Below are 20288 nucleotides of genomic sequence, written 5' to 3' on the forward strand. Positions count from 1 at the left end.
TCCACCATGCTTCAACGATCTCGAAAACGAGATGACGCCGCGGAGTTACTGACCGCGCGCGGGCTCCAATTTGTAGTACCCGTAGCCGTCTTCGACGCAGACCGCTTCCTTACCGTACATCCGCCGGAAACTGTCCTTGCCGGTGATCATGCATTCCTTATAGGTCATGCCGTGTTTGGTACGTATCGGTTCAGCGGTTGCGGTTGCGGCAGTCGACGCGGCGACGGTGCCGACCACGAATGCGGCAGTGATAGCGATCGCCAGTTTGTATGCGACGTGTTTCATTCCAGTGAATCCCTCCCTTTCTGCGGCGAGACTCCCTCTCGCCGGGTCGGAGAGTACCGGAAGCGACATCAATAGCGAACTCAGGCGCGCCCGAACTCAATTCGTATTTTTGACAAGCTCTTTCGCCGGGTTGGCGTCCGGCGCGACGCCGTCGTGAGCCACCATCGCGTCCTGACGGCTGAGAGTCGGCCCGGAGGCAAGCAGGCCGACGATGGGCCATGGCGCCGGTTCGGGTTGCCGCACGCCGGAATCCGAACTCATGCCGAGCGCTTTGACCGCCTCGGCATCCTTGATGCCGTAGCGGACACCAGTGTCGGCGACATAGAACACGCTGTCCTTGCGCTGACTGTCCGGCTCGATGCCGGTGCCCTGAACGAAGGCGCCGGAACCGGGCTTGAAGTAGACCGAGTCCACGTTCGGGCCGTCACCGTCGGCTTGGGCCAGCGGCACCAGGCGAGCGTCATCCCTCATCGGCAGACCCACGCCGGTGATCAGCGAAAGCGCAGCATGATTGCCACCGCTGCCCTCCGCGGCGGCGATCGGCTTCCACGACAGACAGCTGACCGGCCGATCCTTGATCTGCACGAGCGCGGGCGCGGTGGCCGGATAGTCCTTCACCGGCAGCGCCGTCGATACGGGCGATTGGCTCTTCTCGTACGGGATGATCGTGGGATTCCGGCCCGCCGCCGGGTCGGAGTTCAGGATGATGTTGGCCGTCAGCTGGGAGATTTCCTGCCTGCCGTCTTGCAGCACCACGAAGTACTGCTTCGTCGCGGCGTCTTGCACCACCTCGCCGATCCGATGATCACCGATGGTGTATGTCGGCTGCGCGCCTCGATCGTCGATGTGCGGCACTTCGATTCGCTGCACCTCGGGTATCGCATTGAGCAAGCCTTCGCTGATCGGCCGTGGTGCCACATTGCGAATGCGCAGCGCCTCGGTCACCGCGTTGTTGTTCATGTCGACGCGGGCACGCTTGTTGTCGTAGACGAGGTAAGTCGCGTCCTTGCCCTTGACGAGCAAGGCGTTACCCGACTCCATCGCCGAAGCCTTGGCGCCGAGTTCCAGGTCCCCGATGAGCACCGAAGTGGTTGCCTTGTTGGTGCCGTCGAGCTGCAGGGTGTCGCACACCGTCCATGCGCGCCCCTTCCCCTCCTTGTCGAAGGGCAGCGAGCCGGGAGCGCCTGGGATGCCGATCAATTGGCCGCGCGGCTTCTTTCCGAGTTCGGACTCCTTCACGGTCGCGGGCTTGGCGGCCTCACCCACGGCCAGGCGGGCCGAGGCGAGGTTGAGAGCCGGGTGCACCACGTTATCGATCACCGCGTAGACGGCGCCGGAATCCTTGCCGATCAGGATCTTGGCGTCACCGATCTTGTCCTGCGGGCGGAGCAACGCGAGCACGCCGCACCCGGCCAGTGCGACACACGCCAGGATCAGACCGGCCGCGTACGCGCGGGACTGGGAACGCATGGGGTCGTGCAGCATTCGCACATCCCTGCGCACCAAGGCGTGCTCCATCCGCCGGACCAGAAAGCGGTAACCGCTGACCTGCCAGCGAGTGGTGGGTTTCGAAGCCATTATTCCTCCCCCGAACAGTGCTCGCGTTCGCCGAACACAGTACAGTTCCCGGGGACTGTTGTTCAGCTCGGCCGCGGCGAACCGGCCGATATCGGGTACTTGGGGGACGACGATGGCGGAACCGGCCGGTGCGGGACCACGACCGCTTTTCGGGCGCGTCTCGATGCGGAACCTGCTGATCGCCCAGATCATCGGGCTGATCGCCGCGGTCGTCGCGCTGTTCGCCGGTTTGCCGGGGCTTCCCGCGCTCGGCGTGGCGGTGGTCGTCGCGCTTATTCCGCTGATTCCGGTCGCCGGACGCACTGTGCTGGACTGGATCGCGACCTGGTGGCGCTACCTCACGCACCGGGACTACGAACTCGGCGACACCGTCGATTTCCGCGGCACCGATGGTCGCTCGCTCGGCCTGTACTGGGACGGCAGCCGCGTGGTGACGGTGGTCGAGGTACTGCCTCCCCCCGGCGGGCTGACCAGGATCGCCCGCACCACGGTGCACGCCTCGCACCTGCTTCCGCTGGCGGAGCTGGCGAAATGCTTGAACCAGCACGACATCCTGCTCAGCGGCATCGACATCATCAGCCACGGGCATCGCAGCCGTTCCGGCACGCCCGCGGGCAAGATCTACGAATCGCTGCTGGGCCCGCTGCCCGCCACCGCGCACCGCACGGTGTGGCTGGCGATCGGTTTCGACGCGGTGGCCTGCCCGGAGGCCACCGACCGGCGCGGCGGCGGAGCCGAAGGCGCGTCGCGCGCGGTCACCATCGCCACCCAGCGCATCATGCGCACGCTCGAGGATGCCGACTGCAACGCGCGCATCCTCACCGCGCCCGAGATCCGCAAGGCGGTCCTGCAGATCACCGGCGGCTACGATCCGCGCACGCTCGAACACAGCTGGCGCTACGCGGAAATCGGCAACAGCGTGAACATCGGCAGCGCGTTGGATCCCAAGCGACTCGAATCGGACCTGCTCGCCCAGCTCTGGGTGGCCCCATCACGCGGCACGACGGTGGCGGTTCGGCTGCGCCCCGGCAGTTCCGCCGACTCGGTGAGCATCGGCGCCGCCTGGCGGCTGACCGCACGGGAACTGCCCGAACGCTCCGAGCTGCCGGGCATGATCTCGATGAACGGACGCCACCGCGACGGGCTGCTGGCCCACCTGCCGCTCGCGGTCCCCGGCGTGGACGACACCATTCCGATGATCGAGCACCTGATCGACATCGTCGACGATCTGCACCTGCCCTCCTCCGGCTGCGGCCAGCTGATCGGTTCCGATGACGAAGGCAACGGCGTGGCGGCTCGCATCGTCGGCGCGGGCATCTCCACGGTGTATGTCGCCGGCGAGCTGTACCTGGCGCAGCAGCTGGTTTTCCGGGCGCTCGCGGTCGGCGAACGGATCCTCATCCGCACCGACCGAGCACGGGCCTGGGAGAACCTGGTCACCACCATCGGCAATCCGGAGCGCCTGACCATCGCGATCGAAACCCACCAGTCCGACGCGGGATTCACCGCCACGGTGGTGGACGGGGTGCTCGCGCCTGCCCCGCACGCGGGCGTCACCACCATCTACGTCACGGGCGATCCGATGGGCTGGCCCGCCGCCCGCCCCGACCTCGCCATTCACCAGCCCGGCGCGATCGGCAACCACGTGGTGTTGCGCACCGGCACGGCACAGGTCGACCTGACGCTGGTGTCCATCCCGAGCGAGGCGACCTACATCGGTCAGCCGCGCGGCCGACGCGCGATGCAACCGCAGTGAGCGAGCGCGATAGCGCTAACCGGGGTACGGATCGGCCGTCCGAGCTGCTCGCAAAGTACGTGCCCACCAGGCCAATTGACGCAACATTCGTTCCGCGGCGTCGATGGCGGCCCCGTCGCGGGTGTCGCCAGTCTCGTCGAACCGCTTCTTGGCCTGGTGGAAACTGACCGTCTCGCGAACCGACACCATATGGATCTCGGCGACCACTTGCCGCAACTGCTCCACCGCACGCAAACCACCGGACAGGCCGCCGTAGGAGACGAAAGCGATGGGCTTCGCGCGCCACTCGTGCTTCGCGGTGTCGAACGCCGTCTTCAGCGACGCCGGATAACCGTGGTTGTACTCCGAAGTGACGACGACGAACGCGTCCGCGTCCCGCAATCGCGTGCGATAGGCCGCGGTCTCCTCGTTGTCGGTGAGTTCGACCGGCAACGGCGTATGCGCGAGATCGATCACGCCGACATCGAATTCGGGACGAGCGCGCACGGTACGTAGAAACCAGTCCGCGACCACCGGCGCGAACCGCTCCGGACGCACACTGGCCACGATGACCTCGAGCCGCAACGGGGTATCCACCGCGCGAGCCTAACTCGGGCCCCGCCGGCCACCGCGTACCGGCGCGCTCCAGAGCACCTCCCGCCGTTCACGAGTGCCCGATACCAGGAACACCGGATACCCCGCGACCGGCGGAGCAGGTCGCGGCACTCGCCACGGTGCTGAACCGACCGCTGGTGGCGCGCGAACTCGACGACGAGACCGAGGCAGCCGGCCGCCACCACTCCGCGGGAGTACGTCGACGCGTTTCTCGGTTTCTTCGTGGCGGCAGGCTGGATGAGGCGACGCTCTATCCGACCGTCGAGCAGGTGACCGGCCGGCCTCCGCGCACCGTCGAGCAGGTGACCGGCCGGCCTCCGCGCACCTTCGAGCAATGGTCGACCGCCCACCCGGAGGCATTCGCGCCGCACCGAGCCGCATCCGGCGATCCGGGTGCCTGATTCAGTCGGTGACCGCGAACTCGGCCAGACCCTGCGCCGGCGCCACCGAGGCGGTGAAATCCAATACCCGTCTCGCCTTTTCCGGGTCCGCGACGAAATGCCGGACGTCGCCGATGCGGTATCGGCCGGTTACCACCGGCGCGGGGCCACTGCGGGCGCGCGACATGATCGAGGCCACTTCCCACACCGTGATCGGCTGCCCCGAGGCGATGTTCAGCGCGACGAAACCGGGCAGCGCACGCTCGACCGCCGCGACGGTGGCCGCGACCGCGTCGCGCACGTGCACGAAATCCCGGATCTGTCCGCCGTCTTCGAACACCTGCGGCGCGCGGCCCTGTGCCAGCTCGGCGTGCAACCACCCCACCAGCCCGGCCCGCGCTCCCGCGCCGTACACGTTGTGCATTCGCAGGGCGGTCACCGCACCACCGGTCGCCAATCCCCAGGCGAGCGCGTAATTCTCTTGCGCGACTTTGCTCGCCGCATAGGGACCGCGCGGACGCAGCGGCGCGTCCTCGCCGACCGGCTCCCACGTCAAGATCTCGCCGGTGTGCGGAGCGCGATGATCGAACATGCCTCGGTCGAGGTCGGCCCTGCGACGCAGGTTGGGGAAGAACGGGCCGCTCTGCACGCCGCGATAGCGGCCTTCGCCGTAGACCGCGACGGACGAGGCGAGCACCAAGCGGCCGACTCGCGCCCGCTCCATGGCACCGAGCAGCACGGCGGTCCCGACATCGTTGTGCGAGGCGAAGTCGGCGGCCAGCGCGCCCGCGGTGACACCCGCGAAGTGGCAGACCACGTCCACTCCGTCCAAGAGGGGTGCGAGCCCTTCGGCGTCGCGCACGTCCACCCGCTCGACCCCTTCCGGTGGTCGTGCGTCCGGCCCGTGGTCGCGAAGCAGGTCCACCCCGGTCACCTGGTGTCCCGCGGCGAGCAGCGCACGGCGCAGGTGCCCGCCGAGGAACCCGGCCGCTCCGGTGACCAGCACCCGCATCGGACTCAGGGCAATTCGAACGGCAGCGACACGTCCGCGTGGACACGGCACTTGTCGCAGGTGTCGGTGCCGTCGACCGCGGCCACCGCGCGACGGACGAGCTCCTTGAAGGGCACGAGGTTTCGCTTGAACTCGGCGAAGACGTCGACGGCGCGCACTCCCTCGCCCTCCTCCAGACCGGCGTCCAGATCGGTGACGAGGGCGACGGCCGCGTAGCACATCTCGAGTTCGCGGGCGAGCACCGCCTCCGGGTGGCCGGTCATGTTCACCAGCTCCCAGCCCTGGGCGGCGAACCACCGGCTCTCGGCGCGGGTGGAGAAGCGCGGTCCCTCGACCACGACCATCGTGGCCGCGTGCATCATGTGCAGTTCCTCGGACTCGGCCTTGATGGCCGCGGCCCGCAGTTCCTCGCAGTACGGGTCGGCGAAGGACACGTGGATGCCGCCGCCGTCGAAGTAGGTCTGCGGACGACCGGAGGTCCGGTCGACCAGCTGATCGGGCACCGCGACCGTGCCGGGGCCCCAGTCCGCCCGCAGGCTGCCGACGGCACAAGGCGCGAAGATACGGCGCACGCCCAGCGAACGCAGGGCCCACAGATTGGCCCGGTAGGGCAAGGTGTGCGGCGCGAATTCGTGATTCTTGCCGTGGCGCGGCAGGAACGCCACCGGCCGCCCCTCCACCTCTCCGACGGCGATGCCCGCGCTCGGTGCACCATAGGGGGTGTCGACCTCGACGATGGTCGCCTCGTTGTCGAAGAAATCGTAGAAGCCGCTGCCGCCGATGACGGCGAGCGCGGGCCGGGGGTGCGAACTCATACCTCAATTGTCTCGTCCCTGGGTGGCCGTCGCGCGCCGGGATCCGCGTTACCCTGCTTTCCGGCGGAACACGGACCGTTCCGACCGAGCGGGGTCTGCCGCACCATGCGGCCCGACCTGACAAGAAGCCCCCGGAACTGTACCCTAGGGGGGTATTGATCCGGTTCCGGCGACCGGCAGGCAGCGAGGAGACATCGGTGGCAGCTTCCCCCCACGACCACACGGCGGCCGACCACGCCGCGCACGGCTACATCACCGCCAAGGACGACTACCTCAAGCGGCTGCGGCGCATCGAGGGTCAAGCGCGCGGTCTGCAGCGGATGGTCGAGGAGGAGAAGTACTGCATCGACATCCTCACTCAGGTGTCCGCCATGACCAAAGCCCTGCAAGCGGTCGCGATGGGCCTGCTGGAGGATCACATCAGCCACTGCGTCGTGGACGCGGCCGTCGCGGGTGGCCCGGAGGCCGAGGCCAAGATCAAGGAAGCGACCGACGCCATCGCCCGCTTGGTCAGGTCCTGACGGAACTATCCGTGCCAGCGGCGATAGACCGCGGCAGCTCCCGGGTGCAGCGGAATCGGGCCGGTGCTGATCAGCGACCGGCCGTCGAGGAATTGGGTGCCCGCCGCCTCGGTGGGCACCAGCGCGTCGGCGTGCCACACCAGTAGTTCGACGATGGCCGCGGCCACCTCCTCGGACATACTGCCCGCGGCCAGCAAGAGATTCGCCACCCCGATGGTGTGCACCGAGACCCCGCCCGGATAGGCATCCGCGGGGATCGCCACCCGGTCGTATACCGGCCCGAACCGGTCCCGCATCGGCGCGGCCAGTTCGCCCATGTCCACGAGCCGCATCCGGCTCGGCACCGCGAGCCGTGCCGTCGGCACGCCGCCCGCCCACAACAGCGCGTCCACGTCGCCAGCGGTCAGGGCGGCCACCGCTTGCGCCAAGGGGCGATGGGCGATCGCGACGTCGGCGCTCGGGTCGAGCCCCGCGACGCGCAATATCCGTTCGCCGGTCAAGGCCGCGCCCGATCCCTCCGCGCCCAGACTCACCCGCGTTCCCCGCAGATCCGCGACCGAACCGATCGGGCTGTCCGCCCGCACGACCAACTGCAGGTAGTTCTCGTACACCCGGCCCAGCGCGAACACCTGATCGGCGCTGTCGCGCACCGAATCCGCGAGCGCGAGCGCGGCATCGACCTCACCGCGCGCCAGCAACGCCAGATTGTCCTGCGAACCCGAGGTGGTGACCCGCTCGATCCGCACACCCCCGGCGTTTTCGGCGGCGAGGCCGAGCAACCCCGCGAAGGCGTGATAGAAGCCGCCGACCTCGCCGGACGCCAGCCGCGCGGTGGCGCCCCGGCCGCCCGGCCCACAACCCGCGAGCCCCGCCGCGACGGCCAACGCGAGGAAGCCGCGCCGACCGACGCCGCGCCGGACGATCGGCTCCCGGCCGGTCATCGGGCCTCCGCCTCGGGTAGGCGCACCGAGACCGCCAGACCATGCGGACGCACCGCGGCCACGGTGAGCACTCCGCCGCGCGCCTGCGCCAGTGCGGCGGCGATCGGCAGGCCCAGCCCGGAGCCACCGGCCCCCGCGGCCGAACCGCGGAAGAAACGGGTGGTCAGCTTGTCGAGCTCAGCGGGAGGAACACCGCTGCCGTCGTCGCGGACGGTCACCGTGACCCAGCCCGGCTCGGTCGCGACGACCAGATCGATGTGCGCGCCCGCGCCCGCATAGCGTGTCGCATTGCTCAGCGGCACGTCGAGAATCTGCGCGAGCACGTCGGCCGGGACCGCGACGTCGGCAGGCCCGGCCACGGCCGCCACCCGCAATTGCTGTCCGGCCGCCTCGAATGCCGAGCACCAGGCGTCGAATCGGTCGGCGATCACTTGCACGGCGTCGCACTGGTCGTCGCCCTCGGCCGTGCGGGCGACGTCGAATGCCGCCGGGGTCTCGGCGACGGCCAAGCTGAGCAGGCCGTCGAGCAACGCGGTGAGCCGCTCCACCTCGGCGCCCGCGTTGTGGAAGATGCTCGCCGCGCTCGCCGGGATCGCCGGTTCCAGGGAATCGAGGCGGATGGTCAGGGCGGCCAGTGGATTGCGCATCGCGTGTGCGGTGTCGGCGACCAGCTGGCGCTGCGCGTCCGCCGAATCGGCCACGGCCAGCGCCATCGCGTCGAACGACTCGGCCAGCGCCCGCATCTCCGGCGGCCCGCCGTAGCGGCCCGCGATCGATACCGGCGCGACGGTGTCGGCGCGCGGCTTGGGCAGCGTCGCGGTCAACTCCGCCACACCGTGCGACAGCGCCGCGAGCGGCCGCAGCACCCAGCGGCCGATCGTCACCGCCAGCAGCACGAACAGCGCCATCGCGACCACGCCGCCGAGCACGATCACCGCCCAGTCCCGCGCGATGTCACCGCGAGCACGGGCCGTCGACGCCTCGATCACCACGGCCCCATTCACCTGCACGCCGGTGCCGACCGGCCGCGCGACCAGCATGCTCGGCGCGCCCCACGGCGTCAGCTTGTCCACCGCGTGCGGACGCTGATTGCGGCGCGCGGCCGCCACCGCCGCGACGATGCCGGGATCGTCCATGTCCGCGCCCGCGTTCACCGTCGGCGCACCCCTGGCGTCGACCACGAGCACGTTCTCGCCGTACAGCTCGTGATAGCGCAGCACCTCGTCGGCCAGCGCACGGCTGTCCCCCGCGGTGACCGCGTTGTCGGCGAGGGTGGCGAAGCGGTCGGCGTCCCCCGAGCGCGCGAGCACCAGCTGCTGGGTGCGGCTGGTGGCGATGGTCAGCGACAGCGGCACCGCGAACGCCAGCACCGCGATGGCCGCGAACAGTGTCAGCGCGACCAGCAAGCGACGCCGCATGGCATACCTCCGGCCCGCCGGACCGCGCTCACTGCCCCCACCGATACCCGTACCCGCGGATGGTGGTGATCAGGCCGGGCCGGTTGAGTTTCGCCCGCAAGCCCGTCATGTGCACGTCCAGCGAACGCGAGACCGCGACGAAGGCGTCACCCCAGATGCGGTCCATCAACTGCTGACGGCTCACCGCGGCCCCCGGCCGTTCCACCAGCGCCTCGACCAGCTCGAATTCCTTCTGAGTCAGCGATACCGGCTCCCCGGCCACCTCGACAACGCGGGCGCCGAGATCGACCCGCACGTCACCGGTGACGATCACCGACTGCGCCTGTCGGGCCGCCGCGGCCGCCCGCCTGGTGACCGTCTCCAGCCGCGCGACGAGTTCCGCGATGCGCGGCGGCTTCACCAGATAGTCGTCGGCTCCACCGCGCAAGCCTCGCACGATCGAGCGTTCGTCACTGCGCGCGGTCAGGATCAGCACCGGAACCGAACTCACCTCGCGCAGTCGCCGCAACACCTGCAGACCGTCGCCGTCGGGCAGTCCGAGATCCAGAATCACGGCGTCGTAGTCGCGGTGCGCGATCAGCAGATCCGCGCCGCGGCGCTTGCGTTCGGCGCGGTAGCCACGGGCGTTGAGCGCCTCGACCAGCGCGTCTCCCACGCCGTCGTCGTCCTCGACCACCGCAAGCCGCACGCGCCGATCCTCCCACAGTGGGCGGACCGGCGCGTGTGCCGGTCGGTCAGTCACGCACGGTGACCATCGGCCGACCCGGCTCGGCCCCCGCGGCGCCGGACCCGGTGTCGGCGCTCGCGGTGGGCTCGGCCGCGTCGATCGCCGACGAGGCCGAGGTCTCCCGCATGAAGTAGTAGGTGATCAGCGAGACGGCGATGCAGCCTGCGACATACCAGAAGTACAGCGACTCGTGGCCGCCCTTCTTCAGCGCGAGCGCGATCGTCTCGGCGGTGCCGCCGAAGATCGCGACGGTCAAGGCATAGGGCAGCCCTACGCCGAGCGCGCGGATCTTCGTCGGGAACAGCTCGGCCTTCACGATCGCGTTGATCGAGGTGTATCCCGTGATGATCACCAGCGCCGCCATCATCAGACCCCACGCGGCGACCGGATTGGTGGTGCGTGCGAGCACCGTCATGATCGGCACGGTCAGCAAGGTGCCCGCCACGCCGAAGAAGATGAGCAGCTTGCGTCGGCCGATCCGGTCCGACAGCGCCCCCGCCAGCGGTTGCAGCACCACGAAGACCAGCAGCGCGATGAAGTTGATCCACGCCACGGTCGACTTGGAGATGCCGGAAGTGTTGATCATGAACTTCTGCATGTAGGTCGTGTACGTGTAGAACGCGACCGTTCCGCCCAGCGTCAACCCGACGACCAGCAGGCATTCGCGGGGGTACTGCAACAGGATCCGCAGGGAGCCACGCGATTCCCGCACCTCGGCGGCCGTCGCGGCGGCGGTCGCGGTCTTCTTCGGCCGCTGTCCGGATTCGGCGCGGAACTGCTCGGACTCGTCCATGCCGCGCCGCAACCACATCACGATCAGCGCACCGGCGGCGCCGATCACGAATGGGATCCGCCAGCCCCACGCGTTCATCTGGCCGGCGTCGAGGAACTGTTGCAGTACGATCTGCACCCCGAGCGCGACGAGCTGTCCTGCCACCAGGGTCACGTATTGGAAGCTCGAGTAGAACCCGCGCCTGCCCGCCGAGGCCACCTCGGACAGATACGTCGCACTGGTGGCGTATTCGCCGCCGACCGACAACCCCTGCAGCAGCCGGGCGACCAGCAACAGAGCCGGAGCGGCCAGGCCGATGGTCTGGGAACCCGGCGTCGCCGCGATCATCAGCGAACCGGCGGCCATCACGGTCACCGACAGGGTCAGGGCCGAGCGCCTGCCGAACCGGTCGGCGTACCGACCCAGTGCCCACCCGCCGATCGGGCGCATCAGGAAGCCGACCGCGAACACGGCGGCGGTGGACAACAGTTGGGCGGTCGGATCGTCCTTCGGGAAGAACGTCTTCGCGAAGTACACGCTGAACGCGGCGTAGACATACCAGTCGTACCACTCGACGAGATTGCCGATGGATCCGCGCAGAACATTCGCGACCACCCGGCGCTCGCCGACGGGCTGTGTCGTAGTCACAACATCTCCTTCTCCGACGCCTCATCACGTCGTCGTAGATCAGTGTGTCGACAGTCACACGCGCGCGAAATGGCTCTCGAAGCTTCCTAACAGTCCCTTAGGACGATCGCCGGAAACAAAACCGGCCCCCGGCGCAGCGCCGGGGGCCGGAGACGGGCGGTCAGGATCCCGCGGTCAACAGCGCAGCAAAGGTGCACAGCGCCGGGGGCGGAGACGACACGGGCGGTCAGGATCCCGCGGTCAACAGCGCAGCAAGGTGCGCAGCGCCGGGGCCGGAGACGGGCGGTCAGGATCCCGCGGTCAACAGCGCAGCAAAGGTGCGCAGCGCCGGGGGCCGGAGACGACACGGGCGGTCAGGATCCCGCGGTCAACAGCGCAGCAAAGGTGCACAGCGCCGGGGGCCGGAGACGGGCGGTCAGGATCGCCCGGTGAGCAGCGGAGCGAGAGTGCGCAGCGCCGGGAGGTAGTTGTCGCCGAGGATCTGCACCGCGACGTGGTCGGCGCCCGCGTCGGCGTGTTCGGACAGCTGGGCGGCGATCCGTTCCGGCGTGCCGTGCGCGATGACGGCGTCGAACAGCGCCTCGCTCGGCGGCACGGTGAGGTCGGCGTCGGTGAAACCGAATCGGCGCAGGTTCGACGCGTAGTTGGTCAGGCCGACATAGAACTTGACGGTCTCATCGGCGACCGCGTGCGCCGTGCCGGCGTCGTCGGTCAGCACCACCTTGTGCTCGGTCGCCAGCAGCGCGTCCGGGCCGACGATCTCGCGGGCCTTCGCGGTGTGCGCCGCGGGCACGAAATAGGGCAGCGCGCCCAGCGACCGCTCGGCGGCCAGCTTCAGCACGCGCGGGCCCAGTGCGGCCACCGCGCGACGTTCGGCGGGTACTCCCGCGGCGTCGAGGTCGTCGAGATACTCGACCAGCGCGTCGTACGGCTTGCGGTACTCACCGGTGTGCTCCGGGTGTCCCGCACCGATGCCGAGCAGGAACCGGCCCGGGAAGCGGGCCTCGATCCGGTGGAACGAGTCGGCCACCTCCTTCGCGGGCGCCGCCCAGATGTTCACGATGCTGGTGGCGACGGTGATCGTTTCGGTCGCCTCCAGCAGCGGTTCGACCGTCGCCAGATCCGCCGGAGGCGAAGCCCCCAGCCAGAGCGCGCCGTATCCGAGCCGCTCCAATTCTCGCGCGTCTTCCGGGCTGAACCCGTTGTACGCCCGCCACACTCCGAACCGTCCGAGACTGTCGAATGCCATGTCCCGACCCAACACACGCCAGGAGGGCGCTATTCCGGCCGGGCCCGTGCACTGCCAGGACGGCCCCGTCGGGTCGATGCCGTCCCGATTACACAGGGCTACTGTGGCTATTGCACAGCTATCGGCGCCCGGCGCCTGGCCGGCGCCACCACTAGGAGATGGAGGTGATTGCTGTGCTTCGATTCGATCCATTCCATGACATCGACACCGTTGCCCGCCAACTGCTCGGTGAGACTGCCGGAACCGGTCGCGCACCGCGATTCATGCCGATGGATCTGTTCAAAGCGGGAGATCACTACGTTCTGAACGCGGATCTGCCCGGCGTCGACCCCGGCTCGATCGACGTCAGCGTCGACAACGGCACGCTCACCTTGCGGGCGCAACGCACCGTGCCGAGCGAAGAAGGCGTCCAGTGGATCGCCTCGGAACGTTTCGCGGGCACCTTCATGCGCCAGATGTCCCTCGGCGAGAATGTCGACGTCGAGAACATCAGCGCGACCTACAACAACGGCGTGCTGTCGGTGACGATCCCCATCGCGGAGCGCGCGAAGCCGCGCCGCATCCAGATTTCCGGGGCGTCCCACGAACCGAGGACCATCGAAGCGCAATCCGGCCGGTCCACACCGATGTCGCCGACCCAGCAGGAGCAGGCTCAGCAGTCGGCACAGTCGCAGCAGCAATACCCGCGGTCATCGAAGTGACCGCGTCCGCTACCCGCACCCGAGCACGGGTGCGGGTAGTGCGCGGACATTCTCACTCGCCGCAGCAGCCTCCGCCAGGTACCGGAACCGACCGCATCTCCCGCGTCTGCGCGTTGCGGGCCGCGAGCTCCTCGTCGGCCGGGTAGTCCACGCCTATCAAGCTCAAACCATGTGCGGGAGCGACGGTCACCGAACTGGAGCGCTCGGTCTCCCGCAACAGATCGGCCACCCATTCCGGCGTCCGCCGCCCTTCGCCGACGGCGAGGACCGCACCGACCAGACTGCGGACCATAGACCAGCAGAACGCGTCGGCGCTGACGTAGGCGATCAGCAGGTCACCATCGCGCACCCAGTCGAACCGCTGCAACTCCCGTACCGTCGTCGCACCCTCCCTGCGGCGGCAGAAGGCGGCGAAGTTGTGCAGCCCGAGCAACTTTCGTGAAGCCGCCCGCATCGCGTCGACATCGACGTCGGATCGGCAGGCGACCACGCTGCGGGCCTGGAGCGGCTCCGCACCGTACGGCGCGGTGGTCAGCCGGTAGGCGTAATGGCGGCGGATGGCGGAGAACCGGGCGTCGAACTCCGGCGCGGCCGGGCGCGCGTGCCTGATCCGCACGTCCTTCGGCAGGAAGCGCGCCATCCGGTGCACCAGTTTCGCCGCGTCCAGTTCACCGGCGGTGTCGAAATGCGTGACCTGCCCCTCGGCGTGCACGCCCGCGTCCGTACGGCCCGCCACGGTCAGCTGGATCGGCTCGCGGAACACCTTGCTCAGCGCGTCCTCCAGCACCCCCTGCACGGTGCGCAGACCAGGCTGACGCGCCCAGCCGACGAAATCCGTGCCGTCGTAGGCGATGTCCACCCGGACCCGGGTGCGTGGCACGTCGATACCGGGCACGCCCGGTGCGTCCTCGCCCGGTCGACCCGACATCGATCCCACCGATTCCTCCACGGTCACATGATCCTCTGGTCGAAACGAACGAGCCCGCCGACCCAGTGCGGGTGGCGGGCTCGTGCGCGAACTCCGACGCGAAGCGTCAGGCGTCCTTCTTGTCCTCGGCGGCCTCGTCGGCAGCCGGAGCCTCGGCGGTCTCGGCGACGGCCTCGTCGGCCTCCTCCTCGACGACCTCGGCGGCCGGAGCCTCCTCCGCCTTCTTCGAGGCGGCCACGCGACGGGCGCGATCGGCCTCGTTGGTCACGGTCTTCTCGCGAACCAGCTCGATGATCGCCATCGGCGCGTTGTCACCCTTGCGCGGCAGCGTCTTGGTGATGCGGGTGTAGCCACCCTCGCGCCCCTCGAACGACGGGCCGATCTCCGCGAAGAGCTCGTGCACGACATCCTTGTTGCGGATCACCTTCAGCACCTCGCGACGGTCGGCCAGGGTGCCGCCCTTCGCCTTGGTGATCAGCTTCTCCGCGTAGGGACGCACGGCCTTGGCCTTGGCCTCGGTGGTGGTGATCCGGCCGTGCTCGAAGAGCGCCGTGGCCAGATTGGCGAAGATCGCCTTCTGGTGCGACGCCGACCCGCCGAAGCGGGCACCCTTCTTGGGCTTGGGCATTGTGGTGTTCTCCTTGTATGAGGCCGGGCCGGGGCGCCTACCCCGGCGGCCTAGAGCTGTTCGGTCTCGGCGTAGTCCTGCTCGCCGCCGTCGGTGTCGCTGAACGTGCCGCTGTCGCTCCACGTGCCGGTGCTCGCGTCGTAGCCGACCACGCTGGACGGATCGAACGACGCGGGGCTGTCCTTCAGCGAGAGGCCGAGCGCGTGCAGCTTGACCTTGACCTCGTCGATGGACTTCTGACCGAAGTTGCGAATGTCCAGCAGATCCGACTCGGTGCGGGCGACCAGCTCGCCGACGGTGTGCACACCCTCGCGCTTGAGGCAGTTGTAGGACCGGACGGTGAGGTCCAGATCCTCGATCGGCAGGCCGAACGAGGCGATGTGATCCGCCTCGGCCGGCGAGGGGCCGATCTCGATGCCCTCTGCTTCGACGTTCAGCTCACGGGCCAGGCCGAAGAGCTCGACCAGGGTCTTGCCCGCCGAGGCGAGCGCGTCCCGCGCGCTGATGGAGTTCTTGGTCTCCACGTCCAGGATGAGGCGGTCGAAGTCGGTGCGCTGCTCGACGCGGGTCGCCTCGACCTTGTAGGTCACCTTCAGCACCGGCGAGTAGATCGAATCCACCGGAATCCGGCCGATTTCCGCGCCGGACGCCTTGTTCTGCACGGCCGGGACGTAGCCGCGACCGCGCTCGACGACGAGCTCGATCTCCAGCTTGCCCTTGTCGTTCAGGGTCGCGATGTGCATGTCCGGGTTGTGCACCACCACGCCGCTGGGCGGGACGATGTCACCGGCGGTGACGGTGCCCGGACCCTGCTTGCGCACGTACATCGTGACCGGCTCGTCCTCCTCGGAGGACACGACCAGGCCCTTGAGGTTCAGGATGATGTCGGTGACATCCTCCTTCACGCCCGGAACGGTGGTGAACTCGTGCAGGACGCCGTCGATGCGGATGCTCGTGACCGCCGCCCCCGGAATCGAGGACAGCAGGGTACGCCGCAGCGAGTTGCCGAGGGTGTAGCCGAAGCCCGGCTCGAGCGGTTCGATGGTGAACTTCGAGCGGTTCTCGGCGACGACCTCTTCGGTCAGCGTTGGACGCTGTGAAATCAGCATGTGGATCATCCTCCTTTTGGGCGCCCGCTATTTGACGCCTCGTCTCAGGGGTTGTGCCTGGCCGCCCATCGGGGCGGCCACGCACCAGCGGCACGTTGTGCCAAGTGTTACTTCGAGTAGTACTCGACGATCAGCTGTTCCTGCAGCGGCACATCGATCTGGGCGCGCTCGGGCAACTGGTGGACCAGGATCCGCAGCCGGCCGGGGAGCACCTGCAGCCAGCCCGGAACCGGACGGTCGCCGAGGGTCTCACGCGCCACCTGGAACGGCAGGGTGCCCAGCGACTTCTCCTTGACATCGATGATGTCGTACTGGGTGACCTGGAAGCTGGGAACGTCGACCTTCTTGTTGTTCACCAGGAAGTGGCCGTGCGAGACCAGCTGGCGAGCCTGACGGCGGGTACGGGCCAGACCGGCGCGGTACACGACGTTGTCCAGGCGGGTCTCGAGCAGACGCAGCAGGTTGTCACCGGTCTTGCCCTTGAGGCGGTTGGCCTCTTCGTAGTACCGGCGGAACTGCTTCTCCATGACGCCGTAGGAGAAGCGGGCCTTCTGCTTCTCCTGCAGCTGGAGCAGGTACTCGCTCTCCTTGATCCGCGCGCGGCCGTGCTGGCCGGGCGGGTAGGGGCGACGCTCGAACGCCTGGTCGCCGCCGACGAGGTCGACGCGCAGACGACGCGACTTGCGGGTGATAGGGCCTGTGTAACGAGCCATTGTTCGTTATTCCTTTCCCGCTAGACGCGACGCCGCTTGGGCGGACGGCAGCCGTTGTGCGGCTGCGGGGTGACATCGGAGATCGTGCCCACCTCGAGGCCGGCGGCCTGCAGCGAGCGGATCGCGGTCTCGCGGCCCGAACCGGGGCCCTTCACGAACACGTCGACCTTCTTGACACCGTGTTCCTGCGCCTTGCGGGCGGCGTTCTCGGCGGCGAGCTGCGCGGCGAACGGGGTCGACTTGCGCGAGCCCTTGAAGCCGACGTGACCCGACGACGCCCAGGAGATGACGTTGCCGTTCGGGTCGGTGATCGACACGATCGTGTTGTTGAACGTGCTCTTGATGTGCGCGTTGCCGTGCGGGACGTTCTTCTTGTCCCTGCGACGCGACTTCTGGGTCTTCTTCGGGCCCGCGGCCCGACTCTTCGGAGGCATCGGTTATCCCTACTTCTTCTTGCCGGCGACGGTGCGCTTCGGGCCCTTGCGGGTGCGCGCGTTGGTCTTGGTGCGCTGGCCACGCACGGGCAGGCCACGACGGTGGCGCAGGCCCTGGTAGCAGCCGATCTCGATCTTGCGGCGAATATCGGCCTGCACCTCGCGGCGCAGGTCACCCTCGACCTTGAACTCCGAAGCCTCGATGTAGTCACGCAGCTTCGTCAGATCGTCGTCGCTGAGATCCTTCGAGCGCAGGTCCGGGCTGACGCCGGTGGCCTCGAGGATCTCCTTGGAGCGGGTACGGCCAATGCCGAAAATGTAGGTCAGTGCGATCTCCATGCGCTTCTCGCGCGGGAGGTCGACGCCCATGAGACGTGCCATCTGGCAGTTTCCTTAATCGTTGCGGAGGTCTGCTCCCTGTCCGTCCCCTCGTCTTGGCGGGGCACCGGCCTCCGAACCGGTGGTAGGCGCGCACGCCCAGGGCGAACCCTGATTTCCGCAGCGTGCGGCTGGTGCTGGGAGTTCTTCTTGCCAATCCGAACTGCGGTTCGGTGCTTGGCTGGTGTCGCGTCGAGCGTTCGCCGTCGGCAAGCCTCGGGCGGGTGGTGCGAGGTCTCCCTCGCCTCCGCTCAGCCCTGGCGCTGCTTGTGGCGCAGGTTGTCGCAGATCACCATGACCCGGCCGTGACGGCGGATCACCTTGCACTTCTCGCAGATCTTCTTGACGCTCGGCTGAACCTTCACGTCCGTCCAATCTGTTGTGGTTCACAGGGGTGTGAACACAGTTTTTCCCCAGTCGGCGACTGGGGAAGCTCTGGTGTGAGTCTTTCGACTCGGCCCCGGCTCACGCCGGGACTGCCGGCTCGCAACCGACGCCGATCGCGCCGGGCACGATCACTTGTAGCGGTATACGATCCGGCCACGCGACAGGTCGTAGGGCGAGAGCTCGACGACCACACGGTCCTCGGGGAGGATGCGAATGTAGTGCTGCCGCATCTTCCCGCTGATGTGCGCGAGAACCTTGTGTCCGTTCTCGAGCTCGATCCGGAACATCGCATTGGGCAGCGGCTCGACAACTCGACCCTCGACCTCGATGGCCCCGTCTTTCTTCGCCATGTCCTCCGCGATCCCGGTTACGCTCAACCTGGTTTGTTTGCTGGTTCTGCTCGAATGGGACCGATCGCCGGAGCGAACCGCTCGCACACAAACAGGCGGCGCCTAGGTGCACCGCCGCTCCAGCTTACCGATCCGTTCGGGTTCGGGCAAAAATGCCTCCCTGTATACCCGTGTCGCCAGCGGTTTCGCAGCCGTCTTCCCACTCGTGGCGGGCCTCGGACGCTGCGCCGCGACGGCACCGGGTTGTCGCGTAAACTGGCCGCTGTCCAGGTATTTGGGTCGAACGGATCGAGGGGGACGCGTGAGCCGGCGCAGCGTGCGAGCCACCGGCGTGGGCGCTCTCGGTCACGGCCGAAGCGAGCGGCAGGGAGGCGAGGCCGTGAGTAATCGTAGCGAGCGAGTCAACGGCAGAGCGTCCCTGGCCACGACCGAGCCGAGCGGGCAGCGAGGGCAGTCGTGACCGAGCGCAGCGAGCGAGAGATCGGCACGCCGAACATCGGCGAGGCGCAGTCGTGAGCCGTAGCAATGACGGCCTGCCCATGCTGCCGCCGTGGCTGTCGGAGAGCGACGTCAGCCAGAGCGGCTACGAAGCGCCGGTACAGAACCTTCCGCACGACGACCTCATCGAGGACTCCCCCAGCCGCAGGCGCGGCCGTTTGCGCGGCCGCGCGCCCGAGGCGGAACGCCCGGATGCCGCACGGCCGGAGAAGCGCCGTAAGGGCTGGCGCCGCGACAAGCACGAGGGGAATGCCGAGGAGGATCAGCGGCAGGGCGACGCGAGTCGCGCGCCCGCGCCGGTTCCGGAGGAGCCCGCACCGGCTCGTGCCCCGCACGAGTCGTGGCAGCAGCCGCAAGAGTCCTGGCAACAGCCACAGGAGTCCTGGCAACAGCCGCAAGATTCTCTGCAACAGCCGCAAGATTCTCTGCAACAGCCGCAAGATTCTCTGCAACAGCCACAGGAGTCCCGGCAGCAGCCTCCGCAAGAGTCCCTCCGGCAGCAGCCGCAAGAGTCCTGGCAACAGCCGCAAGATTCTCTGCGACAGCCATACCAGGCCTGGCAGCAGCCGCAAGAGTCTTGGCCGCACCCACAGGCGGCCCAGCAGCCGCAGGGGTCCTGGCAGCAGCCCGGCTACGACCGCACTCCACCGGCGCAGGACAATTCGTGGCAAGCGCCGCCGGAGCGCACCGGCGCTCCGCAGCACAGCCTGCCCACGCGCAATCCGTCGCAGCCCTCACCCGGTTTCCAGCCACTGGGCACCAGGTCCGCGAACCCGCCCGCGTCGAACGAACAGCAGGCGGACCGGCCGGAGCTCCCGCCGCCGCCCCGGCAACCAGCCGACGAGCGGCCCGCTCCGCCCCGGAACGACGAGCATGCCCCGCCATCGCACGGCCAGAGCACGCCGGGCCAGGCCGTCGGCGGCCGACCTCCGCTCGGGCCGAAGCACGGTGGATGGCCGTCCACCGGCAACCCTCGCCTCGATGCCGCCCTGTCGGCCGTGGCTCCGAGCCTGTGGCCGAACTCGGCTCCGCCCAATCGGACCACCCCACCGATCGGCCCGAGCCCGACCGGAAACGAGGCGACTCAGCGCGGCGAGTCTCGCGAGACCCCACCCGCCGGTCCGAACCAGCCCTGGCCTACCTCGACATCGACCGGCCGCGAACCGGCCGCGCAACCGCCCCAAGCCGGATATCCCGCCGCGCCTCCGTCCGCTCCGGACCAGGCGGCGCGGCAGGGCGGACACTCCTCGACACCGACAAGCGCACAGCCCGCACCGCAGCAGCCCGTCGACCCGGCGACGTCGACTCCCGACCGAAGCACGGCCGACCACACCGCGCGGCAGAACGCTCAGGCACCGACCGGCGTGCCATCCGCTCCGGACCAGGCGGCGCGGCAGGGCGGACACTCCTCGACACCGACAAGCGCACAGCCCGCACCGCAGCAGCCCGTCGACCCGGCGACGTCG

At 68.8% G+C, this 20288-nt stretch carries 21 protein-coding genes and 2 pseudogenes; 5 read left to right on the forward strand and 18 right to left on the reverse strand.

All coding sequences use genetic code 11. The features are described 5' to 3' along the window. Window positions 1-45: 45 nt before the first annotated feature. Window positions 46-168: a hypothetical protein gene (locus tag ABZ824_RS20415; RefSeq protein ID WP_356964747.1), complete on the reverse strand. Its 123-nt coding sequence runs from the start codon at window positions 166-168 to the stop codon at window positions 46-48. Between the two features lie 213 nt (window positions 169-381). Continuing rightward, window positions 382-1863, reverse strand: a complete 1482-nt coding sequence (gene eccB / locus ABZ824_RS20420; protein WP_356964748.1) for a type VII secretion protein EccB — start codon at window positions 1861-1863, stop codon at window positions 382-384. 112 nt (window positions 1864-1975) lie between these two features. Between eccB and eccE the strand changes: the two genes are divergently transcribed. After that, complete coding sequence (gene eccE, locus ABZ824_RS20425; RefSeq protein ID WP_356964749.1) at window positions 1976-3619, forward strand: type VII secretion protein EccE; 1644 nt, start codon at window positions 1976-1978, stop codon at window positions 3617-3619. Window positions 3620-3634: 15 nt separating this feature from the next. Here the strand turns inward: eccE and ABZ824_RS20430 are convergent, their stop codons facing one another. After that, window positions 3635-4195 (reverse strand): NAD(P)H-dependent oxidoreductase, encoded by a 561-nt coding sequence (locus ABZ824_RS20430; protein WP_355076227.1) that lies wholly within the window; start codon window positions 4193-4195, stop codon window positions 3635-3637. Between the two features lie 137 nt (window positions 4196-4332). On the opposite strand from ABZ824_RS20430, the gene ABZ824_RS20435 reads away from it, so the two are divergent. Next, window positions 4333-4614 (forward strand): hypothetical protein, encoded by a 282-nt coding sequence (locus ABZ824_RS20435; protein WP_356964751.1) that lies wholly within the window; start codon window positions 4333-4335, stop codon window positions 4612-4614. Between the two features lies 1 nt (window position 4615). Here ABZ824_RS20435 and ABZ824_RS20440 read toward each other — a convergent pair whose 3' ends face one another. Both ABZ824_RS20440 and ABZ824_RS20445 read right to left on the reverse strand, forming a co-directional pair. Further along, window positions 4616-5605: an NAD-dependent epimerase/dehydratase family protein gene (locus ABZ824_RS20440; RefSeq protein WP_356964753.1), complete on the reverse strand. Its 990-nt coding sequence runs from the start codon at window positions 5603-5605 to the stop codon at window positions 4616-4618. Window positions 5606-5610: 5 nt separating this feature from the next. Then, on the reverse strand, window positions 5611-6420 hold the full coding sequence (locus ABZ824_RS20445) for an S-methyl-5'-thioadenosine phosphorylase (RefSeq protein WP_356964754.1): 810 nt from the start codon (window positions 6418-6420) through the stop codon (window positions 5611-5613). A gap of 197 nt (window positions 6421-6617) precedes the next feature. Between ABZ824_RS20445 and ABZ824_RS20450 the strand changes: the two genes are divergently transcribed. Beyond that, a complete protein-coding gene (locus tag ABZ824_RS20450; protein ID WP_355076219.1) occupies window positions 6618-6941 on the forward strand; it encodes a metal-sensitive transcriptional regulator in 324 nt (107 codons plus the stop codon). 5 nt (window positions 6942-6946) lie between these two features. Here ABZ824_RS20450 and ABZ824_RS20455 read toward each other — a convergent pair whose 3' ends face one another. From ABZ824_RS20455 to ABZ824_RS20475, 5 genes are all read right to left on the reverse strand, one after another. Then, window positions 6947-7882, reverse strand: a complete 936-nt coding sequence (locus tag ABZ824_RS20455; RefSeq protein WP_356964755.1) for a TAXI family TRAP transporter solute-binding subunit — start codon at window positions 7880-7882, stop codon at window positions 6947-6949. Beyond that, the gene (locus ABZ824_RS20460) at window positions 7879-9300 is read right to left on the reverse strand and encodes a HAMP domain-containing sensor histidine kinase (RefSeq protein WP_356964757.1); all 1422 of its coding nucleotides are present in this window, start codon (window positions 9298-9300) and stop codon (window positions 7879-7881) included. The genes ABZ824_RS20455 and ABZ824_RS20460 overlap by 4 nt, the downstream gene beginning before the upstream one ends. A gap of 28 nt (window positions 9301-9328) precedes the next feature. Then, a complete protein-coding gene (locus tag ABZ824_RS20465; protein ID WP_195084845.1) occupies window positions 9329-9988 on the reverse strand; it encodes a response regulator transcription factor in 660 nt (219 codons plus the stop codon). A 46-nt stretch (window positions 9989-10034) separates the two neighbouring features. After that, the gene (locus tag ABZ824_RS20470; protein WP_356964758.1) at window positions 10035-11447 is read right to left on the reverse strand and encodes an MFS transporter; all 1413 of its coding nucleotides are present in this window, start codon (window positions 11445-11447) and stop codon (window positions 10035-10037) included. Between the two features lie 415 nt (window positions 11448-11862). Beyond that, window positions 11863-12696: an LLM class F420-dependent oxidoreductase gene (locus ABZ824_RS20475; RefSeq protein WP_355076209.1), complete on the reverse strand. Its 834-nt coding sequence runs from the start codon at window positions 12694-12696 to the stop codon at window positions 11863-11865. 173 nt (window positions 12697-12869) lie between these two features. Here ABZ824_RS20475 and ABZ824_RS20480 point away from each other — a divergent pair. Then, a pseudogene (locus ABZ824_RS20480) lies at window positions 12870-13301 on the forward strand (Hsp20/alpha crystallin family protein); the annotation flags it as partial. A gap of 148 nt (window positions 13302-13449) precedes the next feature. Here ABZ824_RS20480 and truA read toward each other — a convergent pair. The 8 genes from truA to infA form a co-directional block, all read right to left on the reverse strand. Next, window positions 13450-14325, reverse strand: coding sequence for a tRNA pseudouridine(38-40) synthase TruA (truA, locus tag ABZ824_RS20485; protein WP_356964893.1), 876 nt, complete (start codon window positions 14323-14325; stop codon window positions 13450-13452). 106 nt (window positions 14326-14431) lie between these two features. Beyond that, a complete protein-coding gene (rplQ, locus tag ABZ824_RS20490; RefSeq protein ID WP_355076207.1) occupies window positions 14432-14953 on the reverse strand; it encodes a 50S ribosomal protein L17 in 522 nt (173 codons plus the stop codon). Between the two features lie 50 nt (window positions 14954-15003). Beyond that, window positions 15004-16062 (reverse strand): DNA-directed RNA polymerase subunit alpha, encoded by a 1059-nt coding sequence (locus ABZ824_RS20495; RefSeq protein WP_039796155.1) that lies wholly within the window; start codon window positions 16060-16062, stop codon window positions 15004-15006. Window positions 16063-16169: 107 nt separating this feature from the next. Beyond that, a complete protein-coding gene (gene rpsD / locus ABZ824_RS20500) occupies window positions 16170-16775 on the reverse strand; it encodes a 30S ribosomal protein S4 (RefSeq protein ID WP_356964759.1) in 606 nt (201 codons plus the stop codon). Window positions 16776-16795: 20 nt separating this feature from the next. Continuing rightward, window positions 16796-17209, reverse strand: a complete 414-nt coding sequence (rpsK, locus tag ABZ824_RS20505) for a 30S ribosomal protein S11 (RefSeq protein ID WP_039795647.1) — start codon at window positions 17207-17209, stop codon at window positions 16796-16798. A 9-nt stretch (window positions 17210-17218) separates the two neighbouring features. Continuing rightward, window positions 17219-17590, reverse strand: a complete 372-nt coding sequence (gene rpsM, locus ABZ824_RS20510; RefSeq protein WP_039795645.1) for a 30S ribosomal protein S13 — start codon at window positions 17588-17590, stop codon at window positions 17219-17221. A gap of 248 nt (window positions 17591-17838) precedes the next feature. Next, window positions 17839-17952 carry a 50S ribosomal protein L36 gene (gene rpmJ / locus ABZ824_RS20515; RefSeq protein WP_011207363.1) on the reverse strand — a complete coding sequence of 38 codons (114 nt, stop codon included), beginning with the start codon at window positions 17950-17952 and terminating at the stop codon, window positions 17839-17841. A 150-nt stretch (window positions 17953-18102) separates the two neighbouring features. Continuing rightward, window positions 18103-18324 carry a translation initiation factor IF-1 gene (infA, locus tag ABZ824_RS20520; protein WP_003418601.1) on the reverse strand — a complete coding sequence of 74 codons (222 nt, stop codon included), beginning with the start codon at window positions 18322-18324 and terminating at the stop codon, window positions 18103-18105. Window positions 18325-18836: 512 nt separating this feature from the next. Here infA and ABZ824_RS20525 point away from each other — a divergent pair. Then, a pseudogene (locus ABZ824_RS20525) lies at window positions 18837-20288 on the forward strand (hypothetical protein); the annotation flags it as partial.

Origin of the sequence: Nocardia sp. NPDC047038, from assembly GCF_040644075.1 — a bacterium.
Lineage (GTDB): Bacteria > Actinomycetota > Actinomycetes > Mycobacteriales > Mycobacteriaceae > Nocardia > Nocardia sichangensis.